Annotated in this window: 18 protein-coding genes; 9 read left to right on the forward strand and 9 right to left on the reverse strand. The window is 72.8% G+C overall.

The window, feature by feature from the left end:
- Positions 1–191: 191 nt before the first annotated feature.
- Complete coding sequence (locus SNR22_RS06025) at positions 192–1,478, forward strand: glycosyltransferase (RefSeq protein WP_320065459.1); 1,287 nt, start codon at positions 192–194, stop codon at positions 1,476–1,478.
- Positions 1,479–1,578: 100 nt separating this feature from the next.
- Here the strand turns inward: SNR22_RS06025 and SNR22_RS06030 are convergent, their stop codons facing one another.
- Both SNR22_RS06030 and SNR22_RS06035 read right to left on the reverse strand, forming a co-directional pair.
- Complete coding sequence (locus SNR22_RS06030) at positions 1,579–2,388, reverse strand: metal-dependent hydrolase (RefSeq protein ID WP_320065460.1); 810 nt, start codon at positions 2,386–2,388, stop codon at positions 1,579–1,581.
- Between the two features lie 220 nt (positions 2,389–2,608).
- Complete coding sequence (locus tag SNR22_RS06035; protein WP_320065461.1) at positions 2,609–4,552, reverse strand: amylo-alpha-1,6-glucosidase; 1,944 nt, start codon at positions 4,550–4,552, stop codon at positions 2,609–2,611.
- A gap of 42 nt (positions 4,553–4,594) precedes the next feature.
- On the opposite strand from SNR22_RS06035, the gene SNR22_RS06040 reads away from it, so the two are divergent.
- The gene (locus SNR22_RS06040; protein WP_320065462.1) at positions 4,595–7,315 is read left to right on the forward strand and encodes an MGH1-like glycoside hydrolase domain-containing protein; all 2,721 of its coding nucleotides are present in this window, start codon (positions 4,595–4,597) and stop codon (positions 7,313–7,315) included.
- 519 nt (positions 7,316–7,834) lie between these two features.
- Here the strand turns inward: SNR22_RS06040 and SNR22_RS06045 are convergent.
- The 3 genes from SNR22_RS06045 to SNR22_RS06055 all read right to left on the reverse strand — a co-directional run bounded on the left by SNR22_RS06045 (position 7,835) and on the right by SNR22_RS06055 (position 9,655).
- A complete protein-coding gene (locus tag SNR22_RS06045) occupies positions 7,835–8,110 on the reverse strand; it encodes a hypothetical protein (protein ID WP_320065463.1) in 276 nt (91 codons plus the stop codon).
- A 203-nt stretch (positions 8,111–8,313) separates the two neighbouring features.
- The gene (locus tag SNR22_RS06050) at positions 8,314–8,988 is read right to left on the reverse strand and encodes a VOC family protein (RefSeq protein ID WP_320065464.1); all 675 of its coding nucleotides are present in this window, start codon (positions 8,986–8,988) and stop codon (positions 8,314–8,316) included.
- Positions 8,989–9,076: 88 nt separating this feature from the next.
- A complete protein-coding gene (locus SNR22_RS06055; RefSeq protein WP_320065465.1) occupies positions 9,077–9,655 on the reverse strand; it encodes a DsbA family protein in 579 nt (192 codons plus the stop codon).
- A gap of 203 nt (positions 9,656–9,858) precedes the next feature.
- Between SNR22_RS06055 and SNR22_RS06060 the strand changes: the two genes are divergently transcribed.
- Together SNR22_RS06060 and SNR22_RS06065 are read left to right on the forward strand one after the other, a co-directional pair.
- Positions 9,859–11,406 (forward strand): N-acetylmuramoyl-L-alanine amidase, encoded by a 1,548-nt coding sequence (locus tag SNR22_RS06060; RefSeq protein ID WP_320065466.1) that lies wholly within the window; start codon positions 9,859–9,861, stop codon positions 11,404–11,406.
- A gap of 111 nt (positions 11,407–11,517) precedes the next feature.
- Positions 11,518–11,679, forward strand: coding sequence for a hypothetical protein (locus tag SNR22_RS06065; RefSeq protein WP_320065467.1), 162 nt, complete (start codon positions 11,518–11,520; stop codon positions 11,677–11,679).
- Positions 11,680–11,698: 19 nt separating this feature from the next.
- Here SNR22_RS06065 and SNR22_RS06070 read toward each other — a convergent pair whose 3' ends face one another.
- Positions 11,699–12,841 carry a winged helix DNA-binding domain-containing protein gene (locus SNR22_RS06070; RefSeq protein ID WP_320065468.1) on the reverse strand — a complete coding sequence of 381 codons (1,143 nt, stop codon included), beginning with the start codon at positions 12,839–12,841 and terminating at the stop codon, positions 11,699–11,701.
- Between the two features lie 96 nt (positions 12,842–12,937).
- Positions 12,938–13,657: a YsnF/AvaK domain-containing protein gene (locus SNR22_RS06075; protein WP_320065469.1), complete on the reverse strand. Its 720-nt coding sequence runs from the start codon at positions 13,655–13,657 to the stop codon at positions 12,938–12,940.
- Between the two features lie 192 nt (positions 13,658–13,849).
- Between SNR22_RS06075 and SNR22_RS06080 the strand changes: the two genes are divergently transcribed.
- Both SNR22_RS06080 and wrbA read left to right on the forward strand, forming a co-directional pair.
- Positions 13,850–14,245: a DUF4190 domain-containing protein gene (locus SNR22_RS06080; protein WP_320065470.1), complete on the forward strand. Its 396-nt coding sequence runs from the start codon at positions 13,850–13,852 to the stop codon at positions 14,243–14,245.
- Positions 14,246–14,384: 139 nt separating this feature from the next.
- A complete protein-coding gene (gene wrbA / locus SNR22_RS06085; RefSeq protein WP_320065471.1) occupies positions 14,385–15,005 on the forward strand; it encodes an NAD(P)H:quinone oxidoreductase in 621 nt (206 codons plus the stop codon).
- A 68-nt stretch (positions 15,006–15,073) separates the two neighbouring features.
- Here the strand turns inward: wrbA and SNR22_RS06090 are convergent, their stop codons facing one another.
- Positions 15,074–17,026, reverse strand: coding sequence for a chorismate-binding protein (locus SNR22_RS06090; RefSeq protein WP_320065472.1), 1,953 nt, complete (start codon positions 17,024–17,026; stop codon positions 15,074–15,076).
- Between the two features lie 278 nt (positions 17,027–17,304).
- Between SNR22_RS06090 and SNR22_RS06095 the strand changes: the two genes are divergently transcribed.
- The 3 genes from SNR22_RS06095 (at position 17,305) to SNR22_RS06105 (ending at position 21,831) form a co-directional block, all read left to right on the forward strand.
- Positions 17,305–18,717 (forward strand): FGGY family carbohydrate kinase, encoded by a 1,413-nt coding sequence (locus SNR22_RS06095; RefSeq protein WP_320065473.1) that lies wholly within the window; start codon positions 17,305–17,307, stop codon positions 18,715–18,717.
- 211 nt (positions 18,718–18,928) lie between these two features.
- A complete protein-coding gene (locus SNR22_RS06100) occupies positions 18,929–21,412 on the forward strand; it encodes an ATP-binding protein (protein ID WP_320065474.1) in 2,484 nt (827 codons plus the stop codon).
- Between the two features lie 5 nt (positions 21,413–21,417).
- Positions 21,418–21,831, forward strand: coding sequence for a roadblock/LC7 domain-containing protein (locus SNR22_RS06105; protein ID WP_320065645.1), 414 nt, complete (start codon positions 21,418–21,420; stop codon positions 21,829–21,831).
- Positions 21,832–21,935: 104 nt separating this feature from the next.
- Here SNR22_RS06105 and SNR22_RS06110 read toward each other — a convergent pair whose 3' ends face one another.
- A complete protein-coding gene (locus SNR22_RS06110) occupies positions 21,936–23,423 on the reverse strand; it encodes a GH1 family beta-glucosidase (protein ID WP_320065475.1) in 1,488 nt (495 codons plus the stop codon).
- Positions 23,424–23,592 lie beyond the last annotated feature (169 nt).

Below are 23,592 nucleotides of genomic sequence, written 5' to 3' on the forward strand. Positions count from 1 at the left end.
GAGCGGGGTCGCCGGTGCGGTCCGACGCGGCGTTTCGGACCTCCCGGGAGGGCAATGCGGAAAGTTGGGGATGACCGGATTCGGCCCGGCCGCAATCGTCGTGGAGAGAAATGAAAAAATCCTCACGTATGATGTTCCGGGCGTTCGGCGGCAACTAGATTTTGACGCCCAACCACAGTGGAGCCGCCACGATGCCAACTGGCGCCGCAACGCCGTTGATCTCCGTGATCATTCCGACCTACAACCGTTCCCGCCTGCTGCACGACACCCTGACGGCCCTGGCCGACCAGCGGATATCGGCGGACGCCTTCGAGGTCATCGTCGCCGATGACGGTTCGACCGACGAGACCCGACAGACGGTGGAGGCCTTCCGCGACCGGCTTCGCCTGCGGTACCACTTCCAGGAGGACCTGGGCTTCCGGGCCGCCGCCGCCCGTAACGCCGGCGCCCGCCTCGCCGTCGGCCCGATCCTGGCCTTCGTGGACAGCGGCATTCTTCCCGGCCCCGACTTCGTGGCCGGGCACCTGGCCGCACACCGCGAACCCGGCGCGGCGCGAGTGGTGCTCGGCTACACCTACGGCTTCCGTCCCGACGACCCGACTCCCGGGTTGGCGGAGATCCTGCGGACCCACACACCCGAGGAGACCGTCCGCGACTACGGGGCTGTTGCGGCGTTCCAGGACTCCCGGCACTCACTCTTTGTGGAAAACCGGTTCAGCCTCTCCCGCACCATGCTGCCCTGGCAGCTCTTCTGGACGTGCAACGTCTCCGTTGCGGCCAGCGACTTCTGGGCCGTCGGCGGATTCGACGAGGATTTCCGCTCCTGGGGCTCCGAAGACACCGAGCTGGGACTCCGCCTGTTTCGGCAAGGCCTGTCGTTCGAAGTCAGCCGCGAGGGTTGGGCGGTTGACACCCCGCACCCGCGGCGATCGGAGCCGGACCTTAGCGACAATCGCAGCAACATGCTCACGTTCCTGCACAAGCATCCCGAGCCGGTGCTGGAACTGCTGTGGGCCTGGTACTCCCGGCACCTGCCGCAGCTCGAAGACAGCCGAGCCTGGCACGTCAGACTGGAGCTACCGTCCATCCGGCGGGCGGTCAACCGGGCCCGCAGGGTGGACGTCACGGCGGAGCTGGCACACCTGCGCGACACCGTGCCGCTGGGCACCCGGATCGCCGTGTTCGGCTGCGGCGGCGACCTGCCGGCCGGGTTCCCGCCCGCCCACCTGTTCGACTATGACGAGACGCTGCTCCAGCGGCTGCCCCCGGACCCGGGGTACTCGGCCCACCACGCCGTCGGCATCCGTACCGTGCTGCCCGACGATGCCTTCGACGTCGTCCTGGTGACCTCCCGGCTGGCCCCGCTGTTGCGGCACTGGCGCGCCCACGTGCTGGCCGAGGCCCGGCGCATCGGCCGGTCGGTGCGTGGGCCGTTGGTGGAAGTCGCCGTCGCGGTGGTGCCGAACCCCGTCACCTGAGGCCGTCGAGCCGAGGACAGTGCCGCCGGAGTTCGACCGGCGGCACCGTCGCCCGCCTGTCCGTCCGGCGAGCCGGCGGGGCAGGGCGGCGGGGCGGGGCTCAGATTTCGATGTTGAACCTGCGGAGCACGGAGGGGGCCACCAGTCCCACCGTGGCGAGCACGGAGATCGCGGTCAGCACGCTGCGCAGCACGACCACCTCGGTCTTGCTGCCGGTGCGCAGGGCGATGCTGTTCGGCAGGCCCACCATCATCCACATCCGGCGCTTGATCGGGATCGGCCAGAGGATCGGCACCCCGGCCCGGGTGATCATGTCGCCGAGGATGTGCACGAAGCAGCCCACCCCGACGGCCAGCCCGATCAGCGGGTACCCCCGGTCGCCCGGCAGGTTGGCGAAGGTGAACCACGCGGCGGCGCCCGAGGTCAGGGTCACGATGACCCAGCCCGCGCGCTCCGCCCACCTGTCGAACAGCCCGCGCAGGGCCAGCCCGAACATGAAGAACAGGATGCCGACCACAGCCCACTTGCCGTACGCGGTGCAGAGCGCGGTGGTGCCCCAGCCGACCAGCCCGGTGAACGGGATGGTGTGGGTCAACGTGCGGTGGCCGTTGTTGCGGCGCGGATCCTTGCTGAGCTTGGTGGCGTAGTAGACGCCGAGCGAGATCTTCTCCATCACCTCGGCGACGAAGAGGCTGAACACCCCGAACGTGCGGGCCACCGTGGCGCCGCCCTGGTTGCGGGTGACCTTGCCGGACAGGTCGAGGTCGGGGAAGAGCGCCCCGCCGGCGCAGACCGCGGTGCCGACCGCCAGCGCCAGCGGCGACTGCTGATAGTCGGCGAACTGGTCGAGCGCCCAGGACCCGGTCAGCCACACCGCCGCGCCTGACAACGCGTGGGACGGTCCCATCATGACGCCTCGCCCTCCCCAGGGATCTTGATCGACAAAACTACGCCACTCTGGCAGAGCCGTCGCCGGGAGGCAATCACCCGGACGGTCCACTTAAGACAGTGTCGGGTGACCGGCGACGTGCCCGCGTCTCCCGCACCGTATCCGGGGGAGCCGACAATCTCCCGCATCGCGCGCCCGGGGAACGACCCACGGCCGGGTGGACGGCGCTCAGCCCGCGGCGCTACCGGCGGACCCGCCGGGCCCGCAGCACCTCGGCCACCGACCACGCCTGGAACGGGCAACCGGTCGCGCCGTGCGGGGCCGCCCCGTCGGCGGTTTCGCTGACCGATCCCAGGCCGTACTCGGTCAGGTGCGCGTCGACGCCCACGAAGAGGCCGTCGACGTCCATCTTGGCCCGCCGGGCGGCGTCCACGAACGGCCCGAGCAGCCACGGCCAGACCGTGCCCTGGTGGTAGCCGCCGTCCCGTTCCGGCGGCCCGCCCCGGTGCCGCGAGACGTAGCCGGGGGAGTCGGGGGAGAGGGAGCGCGGCCCGAGCGGGGTGAGTAGCCCGGCGGCGATCCGGCGCAGGGTCCGCTCGTCCGGCACCAGCGGCGCGTACGGCAGCGACCAGGCCAGCAGCTGGTTCGGCCGCAGCAGGTCGTCGTCGTGCAACGGCGCCCCACCCAGCGGGTACGCCGGAGCGGGCGTGTCCACCACGTCGTGCAGCCAGCCCACGGGCGAGGGGAACCGCTCGGCGAACGACGCGGTGGCCAGGGCGTGCAGCCGCCACAGCTCGCCCGCGTCAGCCCCGGCCAACTCGGTCAGCTCGGCCAGCCCCGCGAGGCCGCTTACCCACAGCGCGTTGACCTCCACCGGCTTGCCGACGCGCGGGGTGATCGGCATCCCGTGCACCCGGGCGTCCATCCAGGTCAGCGCCATCCCCGGGGTGCCACCCTGGGTCACCAGGCCATCGGCCGGGTCGACGGCGATGCCGTACCGGGTGCCGGCCAGGTAGGCGTCGACGATCCCGCGCAGCGCGGGCAGCAGCTCGTCGCCGAGGTCGGTGTCGCCGGTGACGGTGACGTGCCGGCTCACCGCGTGCAGGAACCACAGCGTCGCGTCGACCGTGTTGTACTCCACCCGCCCGGTGTCGGCGGTGTTGGCGAGCATCCCCTCCGAGAGCGTCGCCGCGTGCGCCCGCAGCAACTCCCGCCCCTCGTCGGCGCGGTTGGTGCTGAGGAACAGCCCCTCGTACGAGGTCATGGTGTCCCGCGACCATGCGCCGAACCACGGGTAACCGGCCACCACGTCCGGGCCGACGCCGGTGCGCACCACGAACGCGTCGGCGGCCAGCGCGAGGGTGGCCTCCACCGCGTCGGCCGGTCCCGCCTGGGCCACCACCTGTCGGTTGCGGCGCCGGGCCGCCGTGACGATCTGCTCCGCCGGGGGCGGCCCGCTGGCCAGGTCGCCGGCCCAGGCCAGCACCGACACCGTGTCGCCGGGGCGCTCCAGGGTTCCGTAGAACCGCCCGGCGTACCAGACGTCGTCGTCCGGGTGCAGGCCCCGGGCCTTCTCCTCGCGGTGGTGCACGCCGAGCCACCACTGCCCCTCCGGGGCCCAGCCGGGCCCGGCGAGGCGGAACGCCCCCTCGACCACCGCGCCGCCGTCGACCGACTCGACCCGGGGCGCCGGGCCATCAGCGCGCCGCTCGCCGTGCGCGTCCCGCCACGTGCAGGCCGCCGACAGGTCGAGCCGGACCGGGCCGCCGGAGACCAGCCGGTGCACCACCGCCACGCACGAGCGCCCGTACGCCATGGCCACCTCGCGCTCGATCACCACGTCGCCGATCCGCCACCGCCAGCGCGGCAGACCGTCGGTCAGGTCGAAGCGTTCCAGCAGCTCGAAGCCGCGCGGGTCGATATCGCCGGAGGACCACTCGTGCGCACCGAGGCGCACCCGCGCCCCCGACGGCAGGGTGAGCGCCGGGTCGAGACTGACCAGTCCCATGCTGCGGGACGCCGGTGTCTGGCCGGGGACCACCAGCAGCCCGTGGTACCGGCGGGTGCGAAGCCCGCTGACGGTGCCCATCGCATACCCGCCCAGGCCGTCCGGGACCAGCCACTCCCTGCTGGCCCCGGCGGTGAGCTCGCCGCAGACCTGCGGGCCGAACCGAATGTCGATCAACTTTCCTCCAGCGGCGGCGAGGTGTGACACGCCACGACGAAGATGGCCACTGTGGTGAAGTACCCCAGCGGCGTCGAAGATAGGCAGGTGATCACCGACGTGCCCCCTTCCTCCGCGTCCGCACCCGACGCCGAACGGCTCCGGCTGGCCCAGGCCGGCTCGGGGGAGCAGGACTGGCGAGCATGGGGTCCCTATCTGTCCGAGCGGGCGTGGGGGACGGTACGGGAGGACTACAGCGAGCACGGCACGGCGTGGGACTACTTCCCCCATGACCACGCGCGGTCCAGAGCCTACCGGTGGAACGAGGACGGCATGGCGGGCGTCTGCGACGACCGGCAGACGTTCTGCTTCGCTCTCGCCCTGTGGAACGGACGCGATCCGATCCTCAAGGAGCGCATGTTCGGCCTCGGCGGGGACGGCGGCAACCACGGCGAGGACGTCAAGGAATACTGGTGGTACCTGGACTCCACGCCCACCCACTCCTGGATGCGCTGGCGCTACCACTACCCGCAGGCGCCCTTTCCGTACGACGAGTTGGTCGCCGTCAACGCGCTGCGCGGCCGGGACGACACCGAGTACGAGCTGGTCGACACCGGCATCTTCGACGACGACCGGTACTGGGCGGTGTCGGTCGACTATGCCAAGGCGTCCCCGACGGACATGTGCATCGTGGTGACCGTCGCCAACCGGGGGGACACCGCCGAGCGGCTGCACGTGTTGCCCTCCCTGTGGTTCCGCAACACCTGGGCGTGGGGGCTGCCCGGCGGCGACCGGGTCCCCCGGATCGTCGGCACCAGCACCTCTGCGGGCGCCCGGCTGGTCGGCGAGCACTGGGTGCTCGGGCAGATCGTCCTGGAGGGCGATGGCGACCCGGTCCCGCTGCTCTGCGACAACGACAGCAACGCTGAGCGGCTGTGGGGGCTACCCGGCCGCTCCCCGTACCCGAAGGACGGGATCAACGACCACGTCGTGGACGGCGCGGCGACGGTCAACCCGGAGCTGGAGGGCACCAAGGGCGCGCTGCACTACGTGTTCGACGTGCCGGCCGGCGGTCAGCGGCAGATCCGGCTTCGGCTGACCCGTACCGCCGGTCCGCCCGCCGCGCCGCCGCCGCCCCGGGCCGACCTGGGCGACGGCTTCGACGCGGTGGTGTGGGCCCGGCGGGCCGAGGCGAACCGGTTCTTCGACAGCGTCATCCCGGCCGCCGCGACGCCGGACGAGGCGCTGGTCGCCCGGCAGGCCATCGCCGGGCTGATGTGGGGCAAGCAGTTCTACCACTTCGACGTCAAGCGGTGGCTGACCGGCGACCCCGGCTCCGCGTCCCCGCCGGCCGGTCGCCGGCACGGGCGCAACAGCCACTGGTGGCACATGACCAGCTTCGACGTGATCTCCATGCCGGACCCGTGGGAGTACCCCTGGTACGCGGCCTGGGACCTGGCCTTCCACTGCGTGAGCATCGCCCGGGTCGACCCCGGCTTCGCCAAGTCGCAACTGCTGCTCCTGCTGCGCGAGTGGTACCTGCACCCCAACGGGCAGATTCCCGCGTACGAGTGGGCCTTCGGGGACGTGAACCCGCCGGTGCACGCCTGGGCGGCGCTGAAGGTCTTCGAGATCGACGGCTCCCGCGACCACGAGTTCCTCGCCCGGGTGATGCACAAGCTGCTGCTCAACTTCACCTGGTGGGTCAACCGCAAGGACACCGGCGGCAACAACGTCTTCGAGGGCGGCTTCCTCGGCCTGGACAACGTCGGCCCGTTCGACCGCTCGGCGGCGCTGCCGGTGGCCGGGACGCTGGAACAGTCCGACGGCACCGGCTGGATGGGCATGTACGCGCTCAACCTGCTCGACATGGCCGTCGTGCTGGCCGAACACGACGCCACCTGGGACGACACCGCCACCAAGTTCTTCGAACACTTCGCCTACATCGCCGCCGCCGCGTACGAGCAGGGGCTCTGGGACGACGAGGACGCGTTCTTCTACGACGTGCTGCGGCTGGCCGACGGCAGTCAGGTGCCGCTGAAGGTCCGCTCCGTGGTCGGGCTGCTGCCGCTGGCGGCCACCACCCGGCTCACCGCGCGGACCCTGCACCGGCTGCCCGAGCTGGGGGCCCGGCTGCGCTGGTTCCTCACCCACCGCCCCGAGTACGCCGACGTGATCGGCGCCCGCCGGATCGGCTCCGACGGCCGTCAGCAGCGGCTGCTCTCCATGGTCGGCCCGGAGCAGGTGGTCCGGCTGCTGGCCCGGATGCTGGACCCCGACGAGTTCCTCTCCGAGTACGGCCTGCGTACGCTCAGCCGCGCCCACCTGGACAAGCCGTTCACCGTCACCCTCGGCGGGCAGGAGTTCAGCGTCGGCTACGAGCCCGCCGAGTCGACCAGCGGCCTCTTCGGCGGCAACTCCAACTGGCGCGGCCCGATCTGGATGCCGACCAACTTCCTGCTGATCAGCGCGCTACGCGACTACGCCGCGTTCTTCGGCGACGACCTCCAGGTGGAGTACCCGACCCGGTCGGGGGTGAAGCGGACCCTCGACGAGATCGCCGACGACCTCTCCGCCCGGCTGATCTCGCTCTTCACCCAGGACGACTGGGGCCGCCGGCCCATCTACGGCGCCGCCCAGCTCTTCCAGACCCACCCGGACTGGCGGGACCTGATCTGCTTCCCCGAGTACTTCCACGGCGACAACGGCGCGGGACTCGGCGCGTGGCACCAGACCGGCTGGACGGCCCTGGTCGCCGACCTGATCCTCACCCTGCGCCGCTGACCGGCACCAGACCACGCAGTTCAACGCCCGCCTGACCGACCGGCTTCACGCCAGACCAGCTACCGGTCCTCACCGGTCAGCTGATCGTGGCGAGCAGGTCCCGGCAGGACTGCTCGCAGGAGCGGCACATCTCGGCTCAGCGAACAGCGCAGGCCACGCGAACAGCGCCGGCCACGACGGCCGTGTTACCGCGACACGCCGTTCGGCGCATAGACATCAATCACCGCCGCAGGGTCGGCGGAAACCTTGCCCCAGCTGCGACGACGGGCCTAGCCTGGTCCGGCGTTCGGGGCTCTTCGGGGGTGAGCCGGGAACGTGCCGAAGTCCGGCGGTGGAGCACCGTGGAGCTGAGTGCGGGCGGGCTGACTCGCCGCGTCGAGCCCAGTGTGGGCGGCAGCATGTCGCGCCCACACTGCTCGTCGTGGCGGAATTCCGCTGCGCTGCCGGACGGGCTGGCGGGTCAGGGCGGGGAGTTGCGGCCCCGGTCCTGACCCGTCCGCTGACCCGTCCGCCGGGCCGTCAGTCGATCTCGTCCCGCACGATCGCCACGGCCACCCGGCAGAACTCGTCCATGTCCGGCTGGAAGCCGGCGGCGATGTCCGGATGCAGCCCCGAGCGGGTCTCTTCCAGCAGTCGCTGACAGACCTGTTCGACCGGCTCACCCGCGTAACTCGCCCGGATCCGCCCGGTGGCCGCCTGTAGGGCCGAGGTCAGCTGATCCTCAAGTGGGCCCCGCAGCTTCTGCTGCACGGGGTCGAGCCCGCTCGGGTCGAGCGTGACATGTGGCTCCGACATCGGCGCTCCCTTCGTCGGCGTCCGCGGTACCCCAACGCGGGCGTCGGTCAAACCACAGCCCGGCGGCACCTCCTCGTCGACAACGATCCTGCCGACCCGGTGATGCGGCAGCGGGGGTTCGCTTGATTTCCCACCGATCGGGTTCCCACCGGTCGGGGCAGCCTCGCCGCGCCCACCGGCCGGGGCGTGTCGGGCCGGGGTGCTCAGGAGGCGGGGCGTGGTGCGAAGGCGCAGAACTCGTTGCCCTCCGGGTCGGCAAGCACCCACCAACCGATGTCGGCGTCGGGCTCGCGCAGCAGCGTCGCGCCGGCGACGATCAGCCGGGTGGCGTCGGGGCCGGTCAGGTCGACGTCCCAGTGCAGCCGGTTCTTCACCTGCTTGCGCTCCGGCACGGAGTCGAAGACCCAGTGTTCCCAGGGGAAGCCGGCCGCGTCGGAGACCGAGGCGGTGCCCTCCTCGGTCGTCTCCACCCGGCCACCGACGATCCCCGCCCACCAGGTGGCCTGGGCGACCGGGTCGGCGCTCCCCACCACCAACTCGAACGGGCCAGGCCGGGTGCCCTCCCCGGGCGGAAATGCGCGGAACAGGTTGCCCTCGGGGTCGGCCAGCACCCACCAGTCGACCTCCACGTCCGGCTCGCGGACCAGCCGGGCACCCGCAGCCAGCAGTTCCGTCGGCTCCGGCCCGGCCAGCCGCAGGTCGAGGTGCACCCGGGTCCTGGCTGCGCGCGGCTCGGGCACCCCGTTGACCCAGATCGACTCGGCGCCGAGACGGCCGCGCGGATCGACTCGGGCGTCCCCATCGCCGGTGTCGACCACCTCGCCGTCGAGCACGCGGGCCCAGAAGCCCGCCAGCCGGGGGATGTCAGAGGCGTCCATGCAGAGATCCTTGAAGCGCGCGATCATCCGGCCATCATGTCGGCCGGGTCCGACACCCACCGACCCGTCGCGGCGCACACCGTGATCGTCAGCGGCGACCGCGTTTGATCTCGTGGAAGGCCGGCAGCCGCAGCAGCGGCAGCAGCGAGTCCCAGAGGGTCAGCGCGTCCTCGGTGCCGGGGACCTCCGTCAGGATCGGGCCGTGGATGCCGCGTTCCGCGCCGGGCACCGTCAGCACCGGCGAGCCGATGTCCGGGCCCGCCGAGGAGTACGCCAGCGCGTGTGACTCGCGTACCGCCTGGTCCCAGCGGTCGTCGTCGAGGGCCGGCGCGGCGTCGCCGAGGCCGGCCGCCTCGACGGCCGCCTCCACCAGCTTGTCGGAGATGGGGTTGCTGGCGTCGTGGGTGCGCGTGCCCAACTCGGCGTAGAAGCGTGCGGTGTCGTCGCCCCGGCCCTCGGCGCGCAGCGCCTCCACCAGCCGCAGCGCCCGGCCGGAGGCGGCCATCGCCTCGGCGAACTGCGGCGCCACCTTCCCCTCGTTGAGGATGGCCAGGCTGAACGACCGCCATTCGACGGTCAGCCCGCGGGCGTCGGCGACGGCCACCAGCCAGCGCGAGGTGCGCCAGGTCCACGGGCAGGCAGGGTCGAAGAAGAAGGTGGCGTCCATCGGCCGAGCGTACGGCGGGACGGGCCGGACCGCAGCGGCGACGGTGGCCCCCGGTGGCTGACTGATGTCGGTCGGGTGAAGGAATTCTTCACCATCGTCATTGCCGATGCAAGGTCTCGACATAGACAGATATCGCGCTGTATGGTGCGGCGACCCGGGCGACATGATCACAGTCGCCCCTTTTGTAGTCACGAGGAGTGACGGTGACTGTTCGGAAACCCTCGCGTCGGGTGAGCCAACTGCTCGGCGGCGCAATGATCCTGATGATCGGCCTGGCCGGCCAGCCGGCCCAGGCTGCGCCGCAGCAGGACGCGGAGACGCTGGCTGCCGCCTTCGACCGGGCTGCGGTTCGCTCCGATGTGCCGCGCGACCTGCTCGCCGCGCTCGGGTACGCGGAGACCCGGCTGGACGGTCACCACGGCGAGCCCAGCGCCTCCGGCGGGTACGGCGTGATGCACCTGACCAGCAACCCGAAGGTGCGGACCCTCGACGAGGCCGTGCGCCGTGCCCGACTGGACCGCACCGAACTGCGCACCCGTGACGCGGCGAACGTCGCCGGCGCGGCGGCGGTGCTCCGCTCGTACGCCGATCAGGCCGGGCTCACCGCGGCGCAGCGCGACGACGTCAACCAGTGGTACGGCTTGATCGCCCGCTACGGCGGCTCGTCGGACAAGGCCACCGCCCGGTTGTACGCCGACGCCGTGTACGACCTGCTCGGCAGCGGCTTCAGCGCGACCACGGCCGCCGGCCAGGTCACCGTGGACGGCCGTCCGGTCGCGCCCCAGCGGGGCGACTACGCCAACGTGGCGCCAATGGGCGCCGCCGACATGGGCACCCAGAGCACCGACTACGGCCCGGCGGCCTGGGTGGCGGCGAACTCGTCCAACTACACGGCCTCCAGCCGCGAGTCCGCGTACCCGATCAACTACATCGTCATCCACACCATGCAGGGCAGCTACGCCGGCTCGATCAGCTGGTTCCAGAACGCAGCCGCCGGCACCAGCGCCCACTACCTGCTCCGTTCCTCCGACGGCGCGGTGACCCAGATGGTGCGGGACAAGGACGTCGCCTGGCACGCCGGCAACTGGACCTACAACACCCAGTCGATCGGTATCGAGCACGAGGGCTACGTCGCCGACGCCTCCTGGTACACCGACGCGATGTACCGGTCGTCGGCCGCGCTGACGCGGTTCCTGTGCGACAAGTACGGCATCCCGAAGACCCGCAGCAACATCATCGGTCACAACCAGGTGCCGGGCGCCACGCACACCGATCCGGGTCCGAACTGGAACTGGACCTACTACATGCAGCTCGTCACCGGCACCACGCCGCCCCCGACCTCCTGGTCGACCATCGTGGACAACACCACCGCCGGCCGGTTCACCGCGAGCGCCAACTGGAGCACCTCGTCGTACTCGGCGCAGCGCTACGGCGCCGACTACCGGTACGCCAACCCGGTCGCGGCCAGCGACGCCGCCTGGTACAAGGTGAACATCCCGGCTACCGCCACCTACCGGGTGGAGGTCTGGTACCCGGCCGTCGCCGGTTACAACGCCACCACGCCGTACATCGTGGCGACCAGCAGCGGCAACCAGACGGTCAACGTGAACCAGTCAGCCAACGGTGGCGGATGGCGCTCGCTGGGCAACTTCACCCTGGCCGCCGGGGACGCCAACAAGGTGGGCATCAGCCGTTGGTCCGGTAGCACCGGCTACGTGATCGCCGACGCGATCCGCATCACCCGCGTCTAGCGCGGCAGCAATGTGAGTAAGAAAGGGCCCCTGCTATCGCATTCTGGATAGCAGGGGCCCCTTCGCGCTACCGCAACGGTAAAGTCGTGCGGGTCTTCGAGCTCGAGATGGGTGGGTGGAGACGGCCGCGCCCTGGTCACCGCCGACGGCATCGTCCCCGCCGAAACCCGCACCCGCCCCACCGCACGCACCGCCCTGACCGTCCTCCGCGCCGGCCACACCGCCGCCGACGTCACCCGCCTCGCCGTCATTGTCAGACTGACGCGGCAATGACCCCACCGAAGGCTGCGGGTCAGGCGGTGACCCACTCGACGGCGAGCGGCAGCCCGACGAACGCGGCGTACGCCTCCAGCGCCGCGTCGACCCGCGCCCCGGTGGCGGCGTCGAGGTCGACCAGCGGGCGCACCGCGACCTTCACCCTCGTCCTGCCGAGCGCACGCTTCCAGGTGCCGACCACCCGGCCGCCGCGCACCACCGTGGACTGGAAGACCCCGTTGTTCCCGGGGATGATCGCCTGCTTGTGCTCGGCGTCGAGCATCAGCGACCGGTCCTTGTAGCCCAGCAGGTATTCGTCGAAGCCGGGCAGCGTGTGCACGTCGTCGACCGCTGGCCGGGGGGCGTCGAGCAGGGCCGGGTCGACCACCGCCTCCACCCCGTCGACCGTGACAGTGGTCAGGGCGTCGCCGGCGGCGGCGATGCCCCGCTTCGCGTCGGCGGCGGTGAGGCCCGTCCAGCCGGCGAAGTCCTTCCGGGTGGTCGGGCCATGGCTGCGGAAGTAGCGCAGCGCCAGGATGCCCAGCGCCTCGTCGCGCTCGGGGCGGTGCGGCTGCAGCACCCACTCGTTGAGCAGGACGAAGGTCTGCTCGGTGCCGACGTGCGGGGCGACGCAGGTGACGCCGCGCTGTGCCGCGTACCAGAGCAGGTGGTAGCCGCGCTGCTCGGTGGTGTCGAGGCCGGCCGCGCCGAGCGTGGCCAGGCACTCCGCGCGGGTCATCCGGCCGCCACCGGCGAGCGCCTCGCCGAGCACGTCTGCGGCCCGGTCGGTCTCCTCCAGGCTGAGGCCGAGGACCGCCCGCCGGGGCCCGGCGGTGTCCAGGATCCGTTTCCCGGTGACCTCCAGCATCCACCGGGCGTCCCGCGAGGGCACGAGGTGCACGGTGCCCCGCATCGGCCAGGTGCGCAGCGCCTCCCGGCGCTCCAACGCCGCGCTCACGTCGGCCTGGGACCACCCGGGCAACCGCAGTCCCAGCGACCACAGCCCGCTCGCCAGGTCCTGGGCCTGCATCGCGCCGAACCACTCGACCACCCCGGCCACGTCGGCGGGGCGGGCGGTGGGGTGCGGGCGCAGCAGCAGGCTGGCCATCCGTAGCGCGAGCGCGTCCGTGCCGGTGAGTTCCACAGGTAGAGCACCTTCCGTCCGGTTCGGCGAGAGCATAGGGCCACCCACCGACACCGGACGGGCAGGCGCCCGGGCGGGCGGATCCCGCACGGATCCACCCGCCCGGTCCTGTCGGCTGTTGACCGTCGCGCGTCAGCGTCGCCGACGTGCCGGTTCCGGCACGTTCGCGTCGACCTGCTCCCGCCGCAGCCGCTCATCGACGGGCTGGTCCTCGACCACCTCGTCCTTGGTCAGGTGGACCCGCTCGACGGGGACCTGCTCCTTGCTGACCACCGGCCGCTCGGCGCGCAGCTGCATCTCCCGCTGCTCGTCGCCGATGTCGGCCCGGGCGCCACGGTCGCCGGCCGCGACGGGCTCGTGCTCGACCCGTACCTCGTCGTGTTCCACGGGGACGGTGGTGTGCACGTCCTCGGTGACGACGTGTTTGGTCAGCTTGGCCATGCCAGCCGGCTCGCTCCGGGTGCCGACCCGCATCCGTTCTTCGGAGCGGGTGACCTCCGACCGGTCCGCTGGCTGTCGGTCCGCCGGGCTCGGCTGCTGGAGCTGGTAGTGCGCGTAGAGCTGGTTGAGCTGGTCGGCGTCGAGCGGCTCGTCAGTACCCGTCTCGACGCTGGGCGCGCTGCGCACCGTCGCCTTGTCGTACGGGAGAAGCAGCTTGCTCTGCTCCATCCGGGCCCCGTCGAGCGGGGCCATCGACTCGTGGTGGCCCATCACCCCGGTCTTGACGCTGACCCAGGTCGGCTCGCCGACGGCGTCGGCCCACACCTGGCCCACGCTGCCCACCTTTGCGCCCGAGCGGTCCTGGACATCCTGTCCGTACAGCGAACGGATCTGCTGTTCGGTCAGTCGCATGACTTGTCCTTCCTCTCGTGGTCACGACGTGGCTACCCGAGCGACGGGAAGCACATTCCCCGGGACCGCGGTGGATAGGAGCAGCGGGCCGATCGAACGCCGGGGCGGCGGATCCGGCGGGTCGGCGCGGCATGAGTGGCGACGCAGTGGGGAAGCCCCGGCGGGATTATCGTGACGAGAGCGAGGTGTGGGATGACCGCGTCCAACGAGCCGGCCCGGGGTGCCGGCACGACCACCGGCCGGCGACCGGCCCATGCCGGCACCGGGGCCAAGACCAGCACCGCAGCCACTTTCGCCCTGGTGTTCGGGGTCGCCGCGCTGTTCAGCACGCTGACCGCGATCCTGGCCTGGGTCGGGCTGCTGTTGGGCATCATCGGGGTGATCCTGGGCATCGTCGGGCTGAAGATGTCCCGCCGACCCGGGGTCACCGGCCATGGGGTGGCCATCGGCGGGCTGGTGCTCAGCGCCCTGGCGGTGCTGCTCGGGCTCGCACTGGTGGCCGGGATCAGCACCTTCGTCAACAACGAGAAGGCCGTCGACCGGCTGGAGCAGCGGGTGGAAGACCTGCGCTACAAGCTGAAGGACTGACTGCCGGGCTCGGTCCGCCCTGGCCGTCCGGCCGGAGTGGCCCCCGCAGCGTCCTCCCGAGGGGCCCCGCCCCCGGCGTTTGACGTCGCGACCACCGGGTAGGCGCCGAAGTTGGCCCGAATCGAGGAGGGAACATCTGATGGACGGCCAGATCAAGGTCGCGGTGATCTACTACAGCGCGACCGGCATCACGTATCAGATGGCGCAGGCAGCGTGCGAGGCCGCCGGCGAGGCCGGCGCGGAGGTCCGGCTGCGCAAGGTGCGTGAGCTGGCTCCGGACGAGGCGATCCGCTCCAACTCGGGGTGGCAGGCGCACCGGCTGGAGACCCAGGACGTCATGGAGGCTGAGCCCGACGACCTGACCTGGGCCGACGTGGTGATCATGGGGGCGCCAACCCGGTACGGCATGATCGCCGCGCAGCTCAAGCAGTTCATCGACACCACCGGTCCGCTGTGGGCCCAGGGCGCGCTGGCGGACAAGGTCTACTCCGCGTTCACCTCGACGGCGACGTCGCACGGTGGGCAGGAGTCGACGCTGCTGTCGCTGTTCACCGTCTTCTACCACTGGGGTGGCATCGTGGTCACCCCCGGCTACACCGACCCGAGCCAGTTCGTCGCCGGCAACCCGTACGGCGCGTCGCACACCAGCAACAACGGCGAGATCCCGCCCGACGCCATGGCCCTGGGCGCGACCGCGCTGACCGCGAAGCGGGCGGTGCGGATCGGTGCGGCGCTGAAGCGGGGCCTGGCCGCCGGCTGACCGGCCCGGGGGACCGGCGGCGCGGACGGGGGCTCTCGGCCCGTCCGCACCACCGGTCGTCGTCATCCCTACCCCCGATCTGCCGGCCCATGCGTCGGCGCCGCCGGCCGGGGGTGGACGGCGATCGGCGACCGACCCGGCGGGACCGCCAGCAGGTGCCCCAGTAGGTCGGCCAGGACCGCCATGCCGTCGCGGCTGAGCACCGACTCGGGGTGGAACTGCACCCCGGCGAAGCCGGGCCCGCGCAGCGCGTGCACCGCGTGGTCGACCGGGTCGCGGGCCAGCTCCACCGGCCCGTACGCGGTGGCGACCCGGTCGGCGCCGGCGACGGCGGTGAAGGTGGAGTAGAACCCGACCCGCCGGCTGGCGCCGAAGATCATCACGTCCCGCTGCAACCCCTGGTACGGCGCGTCCCGGCGGTGCAGCGGCAGCCCGAGCAGCCCGGCCAGGAGTTGATGGCTCAGGCACACGGCCAGGGTCGGCGCCCCGTCGGCGAGCCGCCCGGCGAGCAGGTCGCGCAGGGCGGCCATCTTCGGTTGGCCCACCGCCCGGGGGTCGCCCGGGCCGGGGCCGGCCACCACCAGGTCGTGCCCGTCGTCGGGGACGGGACAGTGCCACGGGGTCAGCTCGACGGTCAGCCCGAGGGCGCGTAGCTGGTGGGCGAGCATGCCGGTGAAGGTGTCCTCGCCGTCCACGATCAGCGCCCGGCGGCCGGCCAGTCCGGGCAGCGCCACCGCCCCGGGGGGCCGCTGGTCGAGCCAGAACCGGGCCAGCGGCGCGTTGCGGGCGGCCAGCGCGTCCCGTACCTGCGGGTCGTCGGCCAGCCGGTGCGCCGAACCCGGGCCGGGGTCGGGGGCGTCCGGGCGCAGGCCGAGGGCAGCCAGCACCCCGGCGGCCTTCGCGTGGGTCTCCGCCACCTCGCCCTCGGGCGTGGAGTGGCGTACCAGGGTCGCACCGACCGGCACCCGCAACTCGCCGGCGGGGGAGATCTCGGCGGTACGGATCAGGATCGGCGCGTCCAGGGTCTGCCGGCCGTTCTCGTCGCGCCCCAGCAGGGCAAGCACCCCCGCGTAGTAGCGCCGCCCGGTCGCCTCGTGCCGGGCGATGACCCGGCAGGCGTTCTCCATCGGGCTGCCGGTGACGGTGGGGGCGAACATCGTCTCCCGCAGCACCTCCCGCACGTCCATCGAGCCCCGCCCGGCGAGCAGGTACTCGGTGTGCGCCAGGTGGGACATCTCCTTGAGGTACGGGCCGATCACCTGCCCGCCGCCCTCGGCCACCCGCGCCATCATCTTCAGCTCCTCGTCGAGGACCATGTACAGCTCGTCGACCTCCTTCGGGTCGGCGAGGAACCGCAGCAGCGACGCCCGGTCCACCGTCCCGCCGTGCCGGAAGGTGCCGCTGATCGGGTTCATCATGACCAGCCCGTCGTCGACGCTGACGTGCCGCTCCGGGCTGGCCCCGACCAGGATGCGGGTGCCGGTGTGCACCACGAACGTCCAGTACGCGCCGCGCTCGCGTAGCAGCAGCCGGCGCAACGCGGCCAGCGCGGCAACCAGTGGGGAACCCTGCACGGTGGCCCGCATGGCGCGGTGAATGACGAAGTTCGCCCCCTCGCCCCGGCCGATCTCCTCGGCCAGCACGCGGGCGACCGTGTCGGCGTACTCGGCGTCGGCGATGTCGAACCCGGCGTCGGTGGTGGTCACCGGGGCGTCGGGCAGGGCGGCGAGCGCGTCGGCCAGGGACAAACGGGTGTGCTCGGCGATCTCCAGGCACTCCAGCGGGGCGCCGTCGTCCACGCAGGCGAACCCGCGCTCGGTGATCTGCCGGTAGGGCACCAGCGCGAGGGTGCGTGGCCCGGCCGGACCGGCGGGCAGCGGGACGTCGGCGAGCCGGTCGACGGGGCGTACGGTGCCGGTGAAGAGCTCCAGGTGGTCGGTGCCCTCGCGGCGGACGAGCGCGAAGGGGCCGGGGTCGACGCCGTCGGCGACGGCGGAGAGCAGGTCGTGCGGGCGGGTCATTCGGGGTCTCCTGGGGGCCGGGCCGCCGTCGGGGGCGGCCCTGGGCCGGGGGAGCACCGGCGACCGCCTCGTGGGGCGGCCGCGTGGGAAGCTACGCGCGGGGGTGGGCCGCCGGGTCGGCGGGCCACCAGCAGGTCGGATGCGCGAGCATGCGATCACCCTACGCGCCGGGCCACCTCCCGGGAACCCGATCCCGGCTTACGGGATCAGCCGGCAGCCACCTGCGGCGACGCGGTCCGGCCGGCCGGCGGGCCAACCTGCGGGTACGGTGATCGACGATGAACATCCTCGCCCTGGACCTGGGCACCTCCTCCGTGCGCGGCCTCGTGCTGGACGCCGACGCGGCTCCGCTGCCCGGCGCCCTCGCCCGCCGCAAGGTGCATCTCACCGTGGACGACGACGGCGCCGGCACCCTGGACGGCCCCGCCTACCTGGCCTGCCTCGCCGAGTGCCTGGACGAGCTGGCCGCCGGCGGTCACCTGCGTGACGTCGGCCTGGTCGCCGCCTCTGCCCAGTGGCACTCGGTGCTGCCGGTGGACCGCTCCGGCGAGCCGATGGGGCCGGTGTTGACCTGGCTGGACACCCGCCCCGAGCCGCCGGCCTCCTCGGCCGGACCGGCGGACCCCGCCGCGTACCACCAGCGCACCGGCACCTGGTGGCACCGCTGCTACTGGTCGGTGCGGCTGCCCTGGCTGCGGCAGCGCTCCTCGACCCCGCCGGCCCGTTTCGTCGGCCTGGTGGAATACGTGCTGCACGCGCTGCTGGACACGGCGCCGATGTCGGTCTCCCAGGCCTCCGGCACCGGGCTGCTCGACCTGCACGCGTTGACCTGGGACGCCGAGGCGTGCGAGCTCGCCGGCGTGGACCCGGGGCGGCTGCCCGAGCTGGCCCCCGACGACTGGCGGGGCCGGCTGCGGCCGGAGCACGCCCGTCGTTGGCCGCAGCTCGCCGACGCACCCTGGGCGCCGCCGGTGGGCGACGGGGCGGCCTCGAACGTGGGCTCCGGGTGCGTGGACCCGTCCCGCGTGGCGGTGACTGTCGGCACCTCGGCGGCGGTGCGCCTGTTGCAGCGGGTGCCGGCCGGTGGCGAGTTGTCGCCGCTGCCGCACGGGCTGTGGCGGTACCGGGTCGACCACGACCACGTGGTGACCGGGGCCGCGTACTCCTGCGGGGGGAACCTGTTCGCCTGGGCCGGACGCGAGCTGCGGCTGCCCGAGGGCGCTGAGCTGGAGGCCGCGCTGGCCCGGATCCCCCCGGGCGGCGGCCCGGAGACCAACCCGCGCTTCGGTGGGGACCGCCCGCCCGGTCACGCCCCGGCCGGTGCCGGGACGCTGCGGGGGCTGAGCTTCGGCATCGGCGCGGTCGACATCCTGGCCGGCCTGATGTCCAGCGTCTGCGGGCTGGTCGCCGCCGATCTCACCGAGCTGGAGTCGACGGTGGACGGGGCGGTCGAGGTGGTGTTGGGCGGGGGAGCGATGGCGGCCTCCGAGTGGTGGCGCAGGTCGTTCGCCGTCACCCTGGCGCCCCGGCTGGTGCGCTACCAGTCCGATCCGGAGATCGGCGCGATCGGCGCCGCCCGGGTGGCGCTCGGGCGGCTGGACGAGCCGGTTGCGCTCCTGCACATCGGCCGGACGGATGAGACTGCCTCACCGGCCCTGTCAGGTCCGCGCGACTCTCGGTATCTTTCCTGAGCCATCGCTCAGGTGACCCCGTTGACAGCGCCGTCCTGACTGGTTTGATGGACCCCGCTCCCCGGTGCGGCGGACGCGAGGGACCTAGGAGGCATGCGTGGGCGTAGGTCCCGACCCGGCGGGGAGTGGGGGGTCGAACCGCCGTCGTCGATTCGACGTCCGTGTCGTGGTGCACCGTCGCCGTTCTCCGCTGCGCCTGCGGGACTGGCGGATGGGAACCAAGCTCGTCACCGTGCTCGTCATTCCCTCGGTGGCCTTCCTGGTGCTGGCCGGCGTGCAGACCCGAGGGCTGGTCGGGCAGACCACCGCGCTGAGCGACTTCGCCGAGCAGGTGGGCATCGGGCGGGAGATCACCGCCGCGGTGCACCAGCTCCAGCAGGAACGCGATCGCACCGCCGGCGAGCTGGCCGGGCTGCGCCGGGTGGGTGGTCAGGCCGACCGGGACGCCGCGGTCGCGGCGCTGAAGCCGTCGCAGTCCGCCAGCGACGACGCCGTGGCGGACCTGCGACGGGCTGCCGGCCCGCTGGCCGACGCCGACGCGGCCTGGCGGGTCGCGTACTCGAAGGTGCTGGAGGCGTACGACCAGATCATCTACATCCGGTCGGCGGTGCCCCCGGCGGTGCTGGCCAGCGACAACATCCTGGCCCACTACCACCGGGCCGTCGACTCGCTGCTGACGCTGCTCGCCCAGCCCTCGCCCGGGGAGAGCCAGCGGGCGCTCAACGACGCCGTGCTGCGCTACGTCCACCTGGCCCGGGTCAAGGAGTTGTCCTCACGGGTCCGCGCCGAGCTCTACGCCGCCGCCCGCGCCGACCGCTACGGGGTGGAGGAGCAGGTCGCGCTGACCGACCTGCGGGCCCAGCAGCTCACCGCGCTCGGCGCGTTCCGGGTGACGGCCACCAGCGACCAGATCCGCCGGTACGACGCCGCATCGGCGGACCCGGCCTTCAGCGCCGCCATCAGGCTGGAGGAGCAGACCCTACCCATCGGCGGCTCCGTGCCGCGGGCGTTGCCCGCCGCCCAGTGGTGGGCGGCCAGCGAGCGCCGCCAGGAGGTGCTGCGGCGACTGGAGGCCAGCGTCCTGGGCGACGCGGTGAACCGGGCCGACGACGCCAGCGCCGACCAGCTGCGGACCACCCTGCTGGTGGTCGGCGGGATCGGCGCGGTGCTGCTGGTCGCCCTGCTGATCTCGGTGGTGATCGGGCGGTCCGTCGCCCGCTCGATGCAGCTGCTGCGCGGTCAGGCGCTGCGGATCGCCAAGATCGAACTGCCGGAGGCCCTGGAACGGCTGCGGCAGGTCAACAGCGGGGTGTCCGACATCGAGGTGCCGCCGGCGGTGGTCCGCTCGCTGGACGAGATCGGCGAGCTGGCCGAGGCGTTCGTCGCGGTGCACCGCAGCGCGGTCAGCGTCGCGGTGGAGCAGGCGACCATGCGCCGCAATGTCAACCTGATGTTCGTGAACCTGGCCCGGCGAAGCCAGGTGCTGGTGGAGCGGCAGCTGGAGCTCCTCGACGGCCTGGAACGCGACGAGAGCGACCCGGACCAGCTGGAGAACCTGTTCAAGCTCGACCACCTCGCCGCCCGGATGCGACGCAACGACGAGAGCCTGCTGGTGCTCGCCGGCAGCGAGTCGACCCGGCGCTGGAACCGGCCGGTGGGGCTCGGCGCGGTGTTGCTGGCCGCCAGCGCGGAGATCGAGCAATATCAGCGGGTGCACCGCGAGCAGGTGGCGGACCTGCACGTCGTCGGGCACGTCATCGGTGACCTGGTGCACCTCTTCGCCGAGCTGCTGGAGAACGCCACCGCGTTCTCCCGGCCGGACACCATGGTGCAGGTCATCGTCCGGCCCGACGGCCTCGGCGCGTTGGTGGAGATCACCGACCAGGGGCTGGGTATGACCCCGACCGCGCTGACCGAGGCGAACGCGGTGCTGGCCGCTCCGCCGGCCGCCGACGTCGCGGCGTCCGAGCGGATGGGTCTGTTCGTGGTCAGCCACCTCGCGGCCCGGCACGCGATCGAGGTGCGTCTGCACCCCCGCCAGGACGGTCTGGTGGCCCTGGTCCGGATCCCGCCGGCCCTGCTCACCACCGCCGCACCGGCGGAGCTGGGCCTGCTCCCGTCCCGGCGGATGCTGAGCACCACGCTGCCCGGCGGGGCCCGTCCGACGGGCGTCGTCGCCACTTCGCGGTCGGACCTGGCCGCCGCGGCGCACGCCGGCGCGGCCGCTTCGGCGCGGTCGGACGTCGCCGGGGCGGCGGACCCGGAGGAGCTGCCGGTGGCCGGTCGACGCCCGCGGAGCGGGATCGTGCCACGGCAGCCCCGGGCGGTGCCGGTCCGGGCCGAAGACGTGCTGGCCCCGGCCAAGGGGCGACCCGCGCCCGTCGGGGACGTCTGGTGGTCGCGGCAGCATCCGACCGCGGGCACCGCGGCGGCGGCCCCTGCGCCCCCGGCCGTGCCGGTCACTGGCGGCATCAACGAGCGCGGACTGCCGATGCGGGTACCGATGGCGCAGTTGTCCGCCGTGACGCAGCCCGCGCGGCCCCAGCAACAGACCCCGCGCCACGATCCGGACCCGGACGCCGTCGGCGGCATGCTGTCCCGGCTGTACAGCGGGGTTCGGCGGGCCGAGGCGGAGGAGACCACCGAGATTTTCCTGCCGCCGGACGGCGGCGCCACCGAAGGGGGACAACAGTGATGACCTTGAGCCAGGAGGCCCGGGACCTGAGCTGGCTGGTGAGCGGGTTCGCGCAGCGGGTGCCCGGTGTGGCACACGCGATCGTGGTCTCGTCCGACGGGCTGCTGGTAGCGATCTCCGACCACTTGCCCCGCGACCAGGCCGACAAGCTATCCGCAGTGACATCGGGCCTGATGAGCATTACCGCCGGTGCGGCGCAGATGTTCGACGGCGACATCGTCAAGCAGACGGTGGTCGAGATGGGCCGCGGCTATTTCCTGGTGATGCAGATCCGCGACGGCTCGATCCTGGCCACCCTGGCCGGGGGCGACGCCGATATCGGGGTGGTGGGCTACGAGATGGCCCGGCTGGCCAAGCAGGCCGGCGAGATGCTCACCCCGGCGCTGCGGGCCGAGCTTCAGCAGGCGCTGCCCCGTTGAGCCTGCCCGGCCCGCCCCGCCCGGTCCCGCCGGGTGGGGCGGGCCGGACGCCCACCGGGCGGACGCGGGGCGTGCCGCTCCCGCCCGGTGGGGCTTTGCTCGGGCTACAGGCCGTTGGCCCGGATCACCTCGCGGTACCAGTGGGCGCTGCGCTTGGGCACCCGGCGCTGGGTCGGGTAGTCCACGTAGATCAGGCCCCAGCGCTGGTCGTACCCCTCGGCCCACTCGAAGTTGTCCAGCAGCGACCAGACGTGGTAGCTCTCCAGGGGCACCCCCTCGGAGATGGCCCGGTGCGCGGCGGCCATGTGGTCGCGCAGGAAGCTGATCCGCCCGTTGTCGTCGACGGTGCCGTCGGCGGAGAGGGTGTCCGCCTGCGGCAGGCCGTTCTCGGTGACGGTCAGCGGGACGGGGCCGTAGTCCCGGGTGATCCGGGTCAGGATGTCGTACATGCCGTCGGGGTAGATCTGCTGCCAGTCCGCCTGCGAGGTGGGCCAGCGCGTCACGGTGCCGCCGTCGCCGGTGACGTAGTACGGCGTGTAGTACTGGACGGCGAGCAGGTCGATCGGCGAGGAGATGGTCTCCAGGTCGCCGTCGGCGATGCCCCGGGCCATCCAGCTGTCGGCGCCGAGGTCGTCGAGCACGTCGGCGGGGTAGCTGCCCTTGAGGATCGAGTCGAGGTAGAGGCGGTTCTCGTACCCGTCGTAGAGGTGCGCAGCCCGGCCCGCCTCAGCGCTGTCGTCGGCCGGGTAGCAGGGGTGCAGGTTGAGCGCGGGGCCGATCCGCCCGGTGCTGCCGGTGGCGCGCAGTGCCCGCACGGCCAGCCCGTGGGCGAGCTGGAGGTGGTGGGCGACCAGGTATGCCGCCTGCGGGTTCTGGAAGCCGGGGGCGTGGTGGCCGATGAGGTAGCCGTTCTGCACCACGGTCTTCGGCTCGTTGATGGTCAGCCAGGCCGGCACCTGGTCACCGAGGCCTCGGAAGACCGCGTCGGCGTACTCGGCGAACCGGTAGGCCGTGTCCCGGTTCTCCCACCCGCCGGCGTCCTGCAACGCCTGCGGCAGGTCCCAGTGGAACAGGGTGGCCATCGGGGAGATGCCCCGCTCGTGCAGCCCGTCGACCAGCCGCCGGTAGAAGTCGAGGCCGCGTTGGTTGGGCGCCCCGGTCCCGTCGGCCTGGATGCGCGGCCAGGAGATGGAGAACCGGTAGCTGCGCAGCCCCAGGTCGCGCATCAGGTCGAGGTCGTCGGCGTAGCGGTGGTAGTGGTCGGCGGCCACGTCGCCGGTGTCGCCGTTGCGGGTCCGGCCGGGGGCGCGGCTGAAGGTGTCCCAGACGGACTCGCCCCGGCCGTCCTCCTTGGCGCCACCCTCGATCTGGTACGCCGAGGTGGCCGCGCCCCAACCGAAGCCGGTGGGGAAGCGCAGGTCACCCCGGGGCCCGCCGGTCGGCTGGGCGTCGGGGTCCGACCCGGTCCCGCGGCCGGCGGCCGGGCCGCCGGTGGTCGCGGGGGCGCCGGCGTGCGGGCCCGCGCCGGCGGCCCTGGCGGTGGCGGACAGTGCGGCGCGGCTGTTCAGCTGCTGCCGGGTGAGCATCGACATGGGGCGTTCTCCTTGTGGTGGGTGCCCGCCGCAACCGGCCGGGAGCGCTCCCAGCATAAGGCAGGCGGGGGCGGCCGACCGCGCCCGCGGGCGCGGTCGGCTCTGGTCTGGGCGGAACGGTCCGCGCGGCCAGCGTGCGCGGACGCGGGGGAGGACCGAGGCGCTGCCG

It is taken from the genome of Micromonospora sp. RTGN7, assembly GCF_033804645.1.
Classification (GTDB): Bacteria; Actinomycetota; Actinomycetes; order Mycobacteriales; family Micromonosporaceae; genus Micromonospora.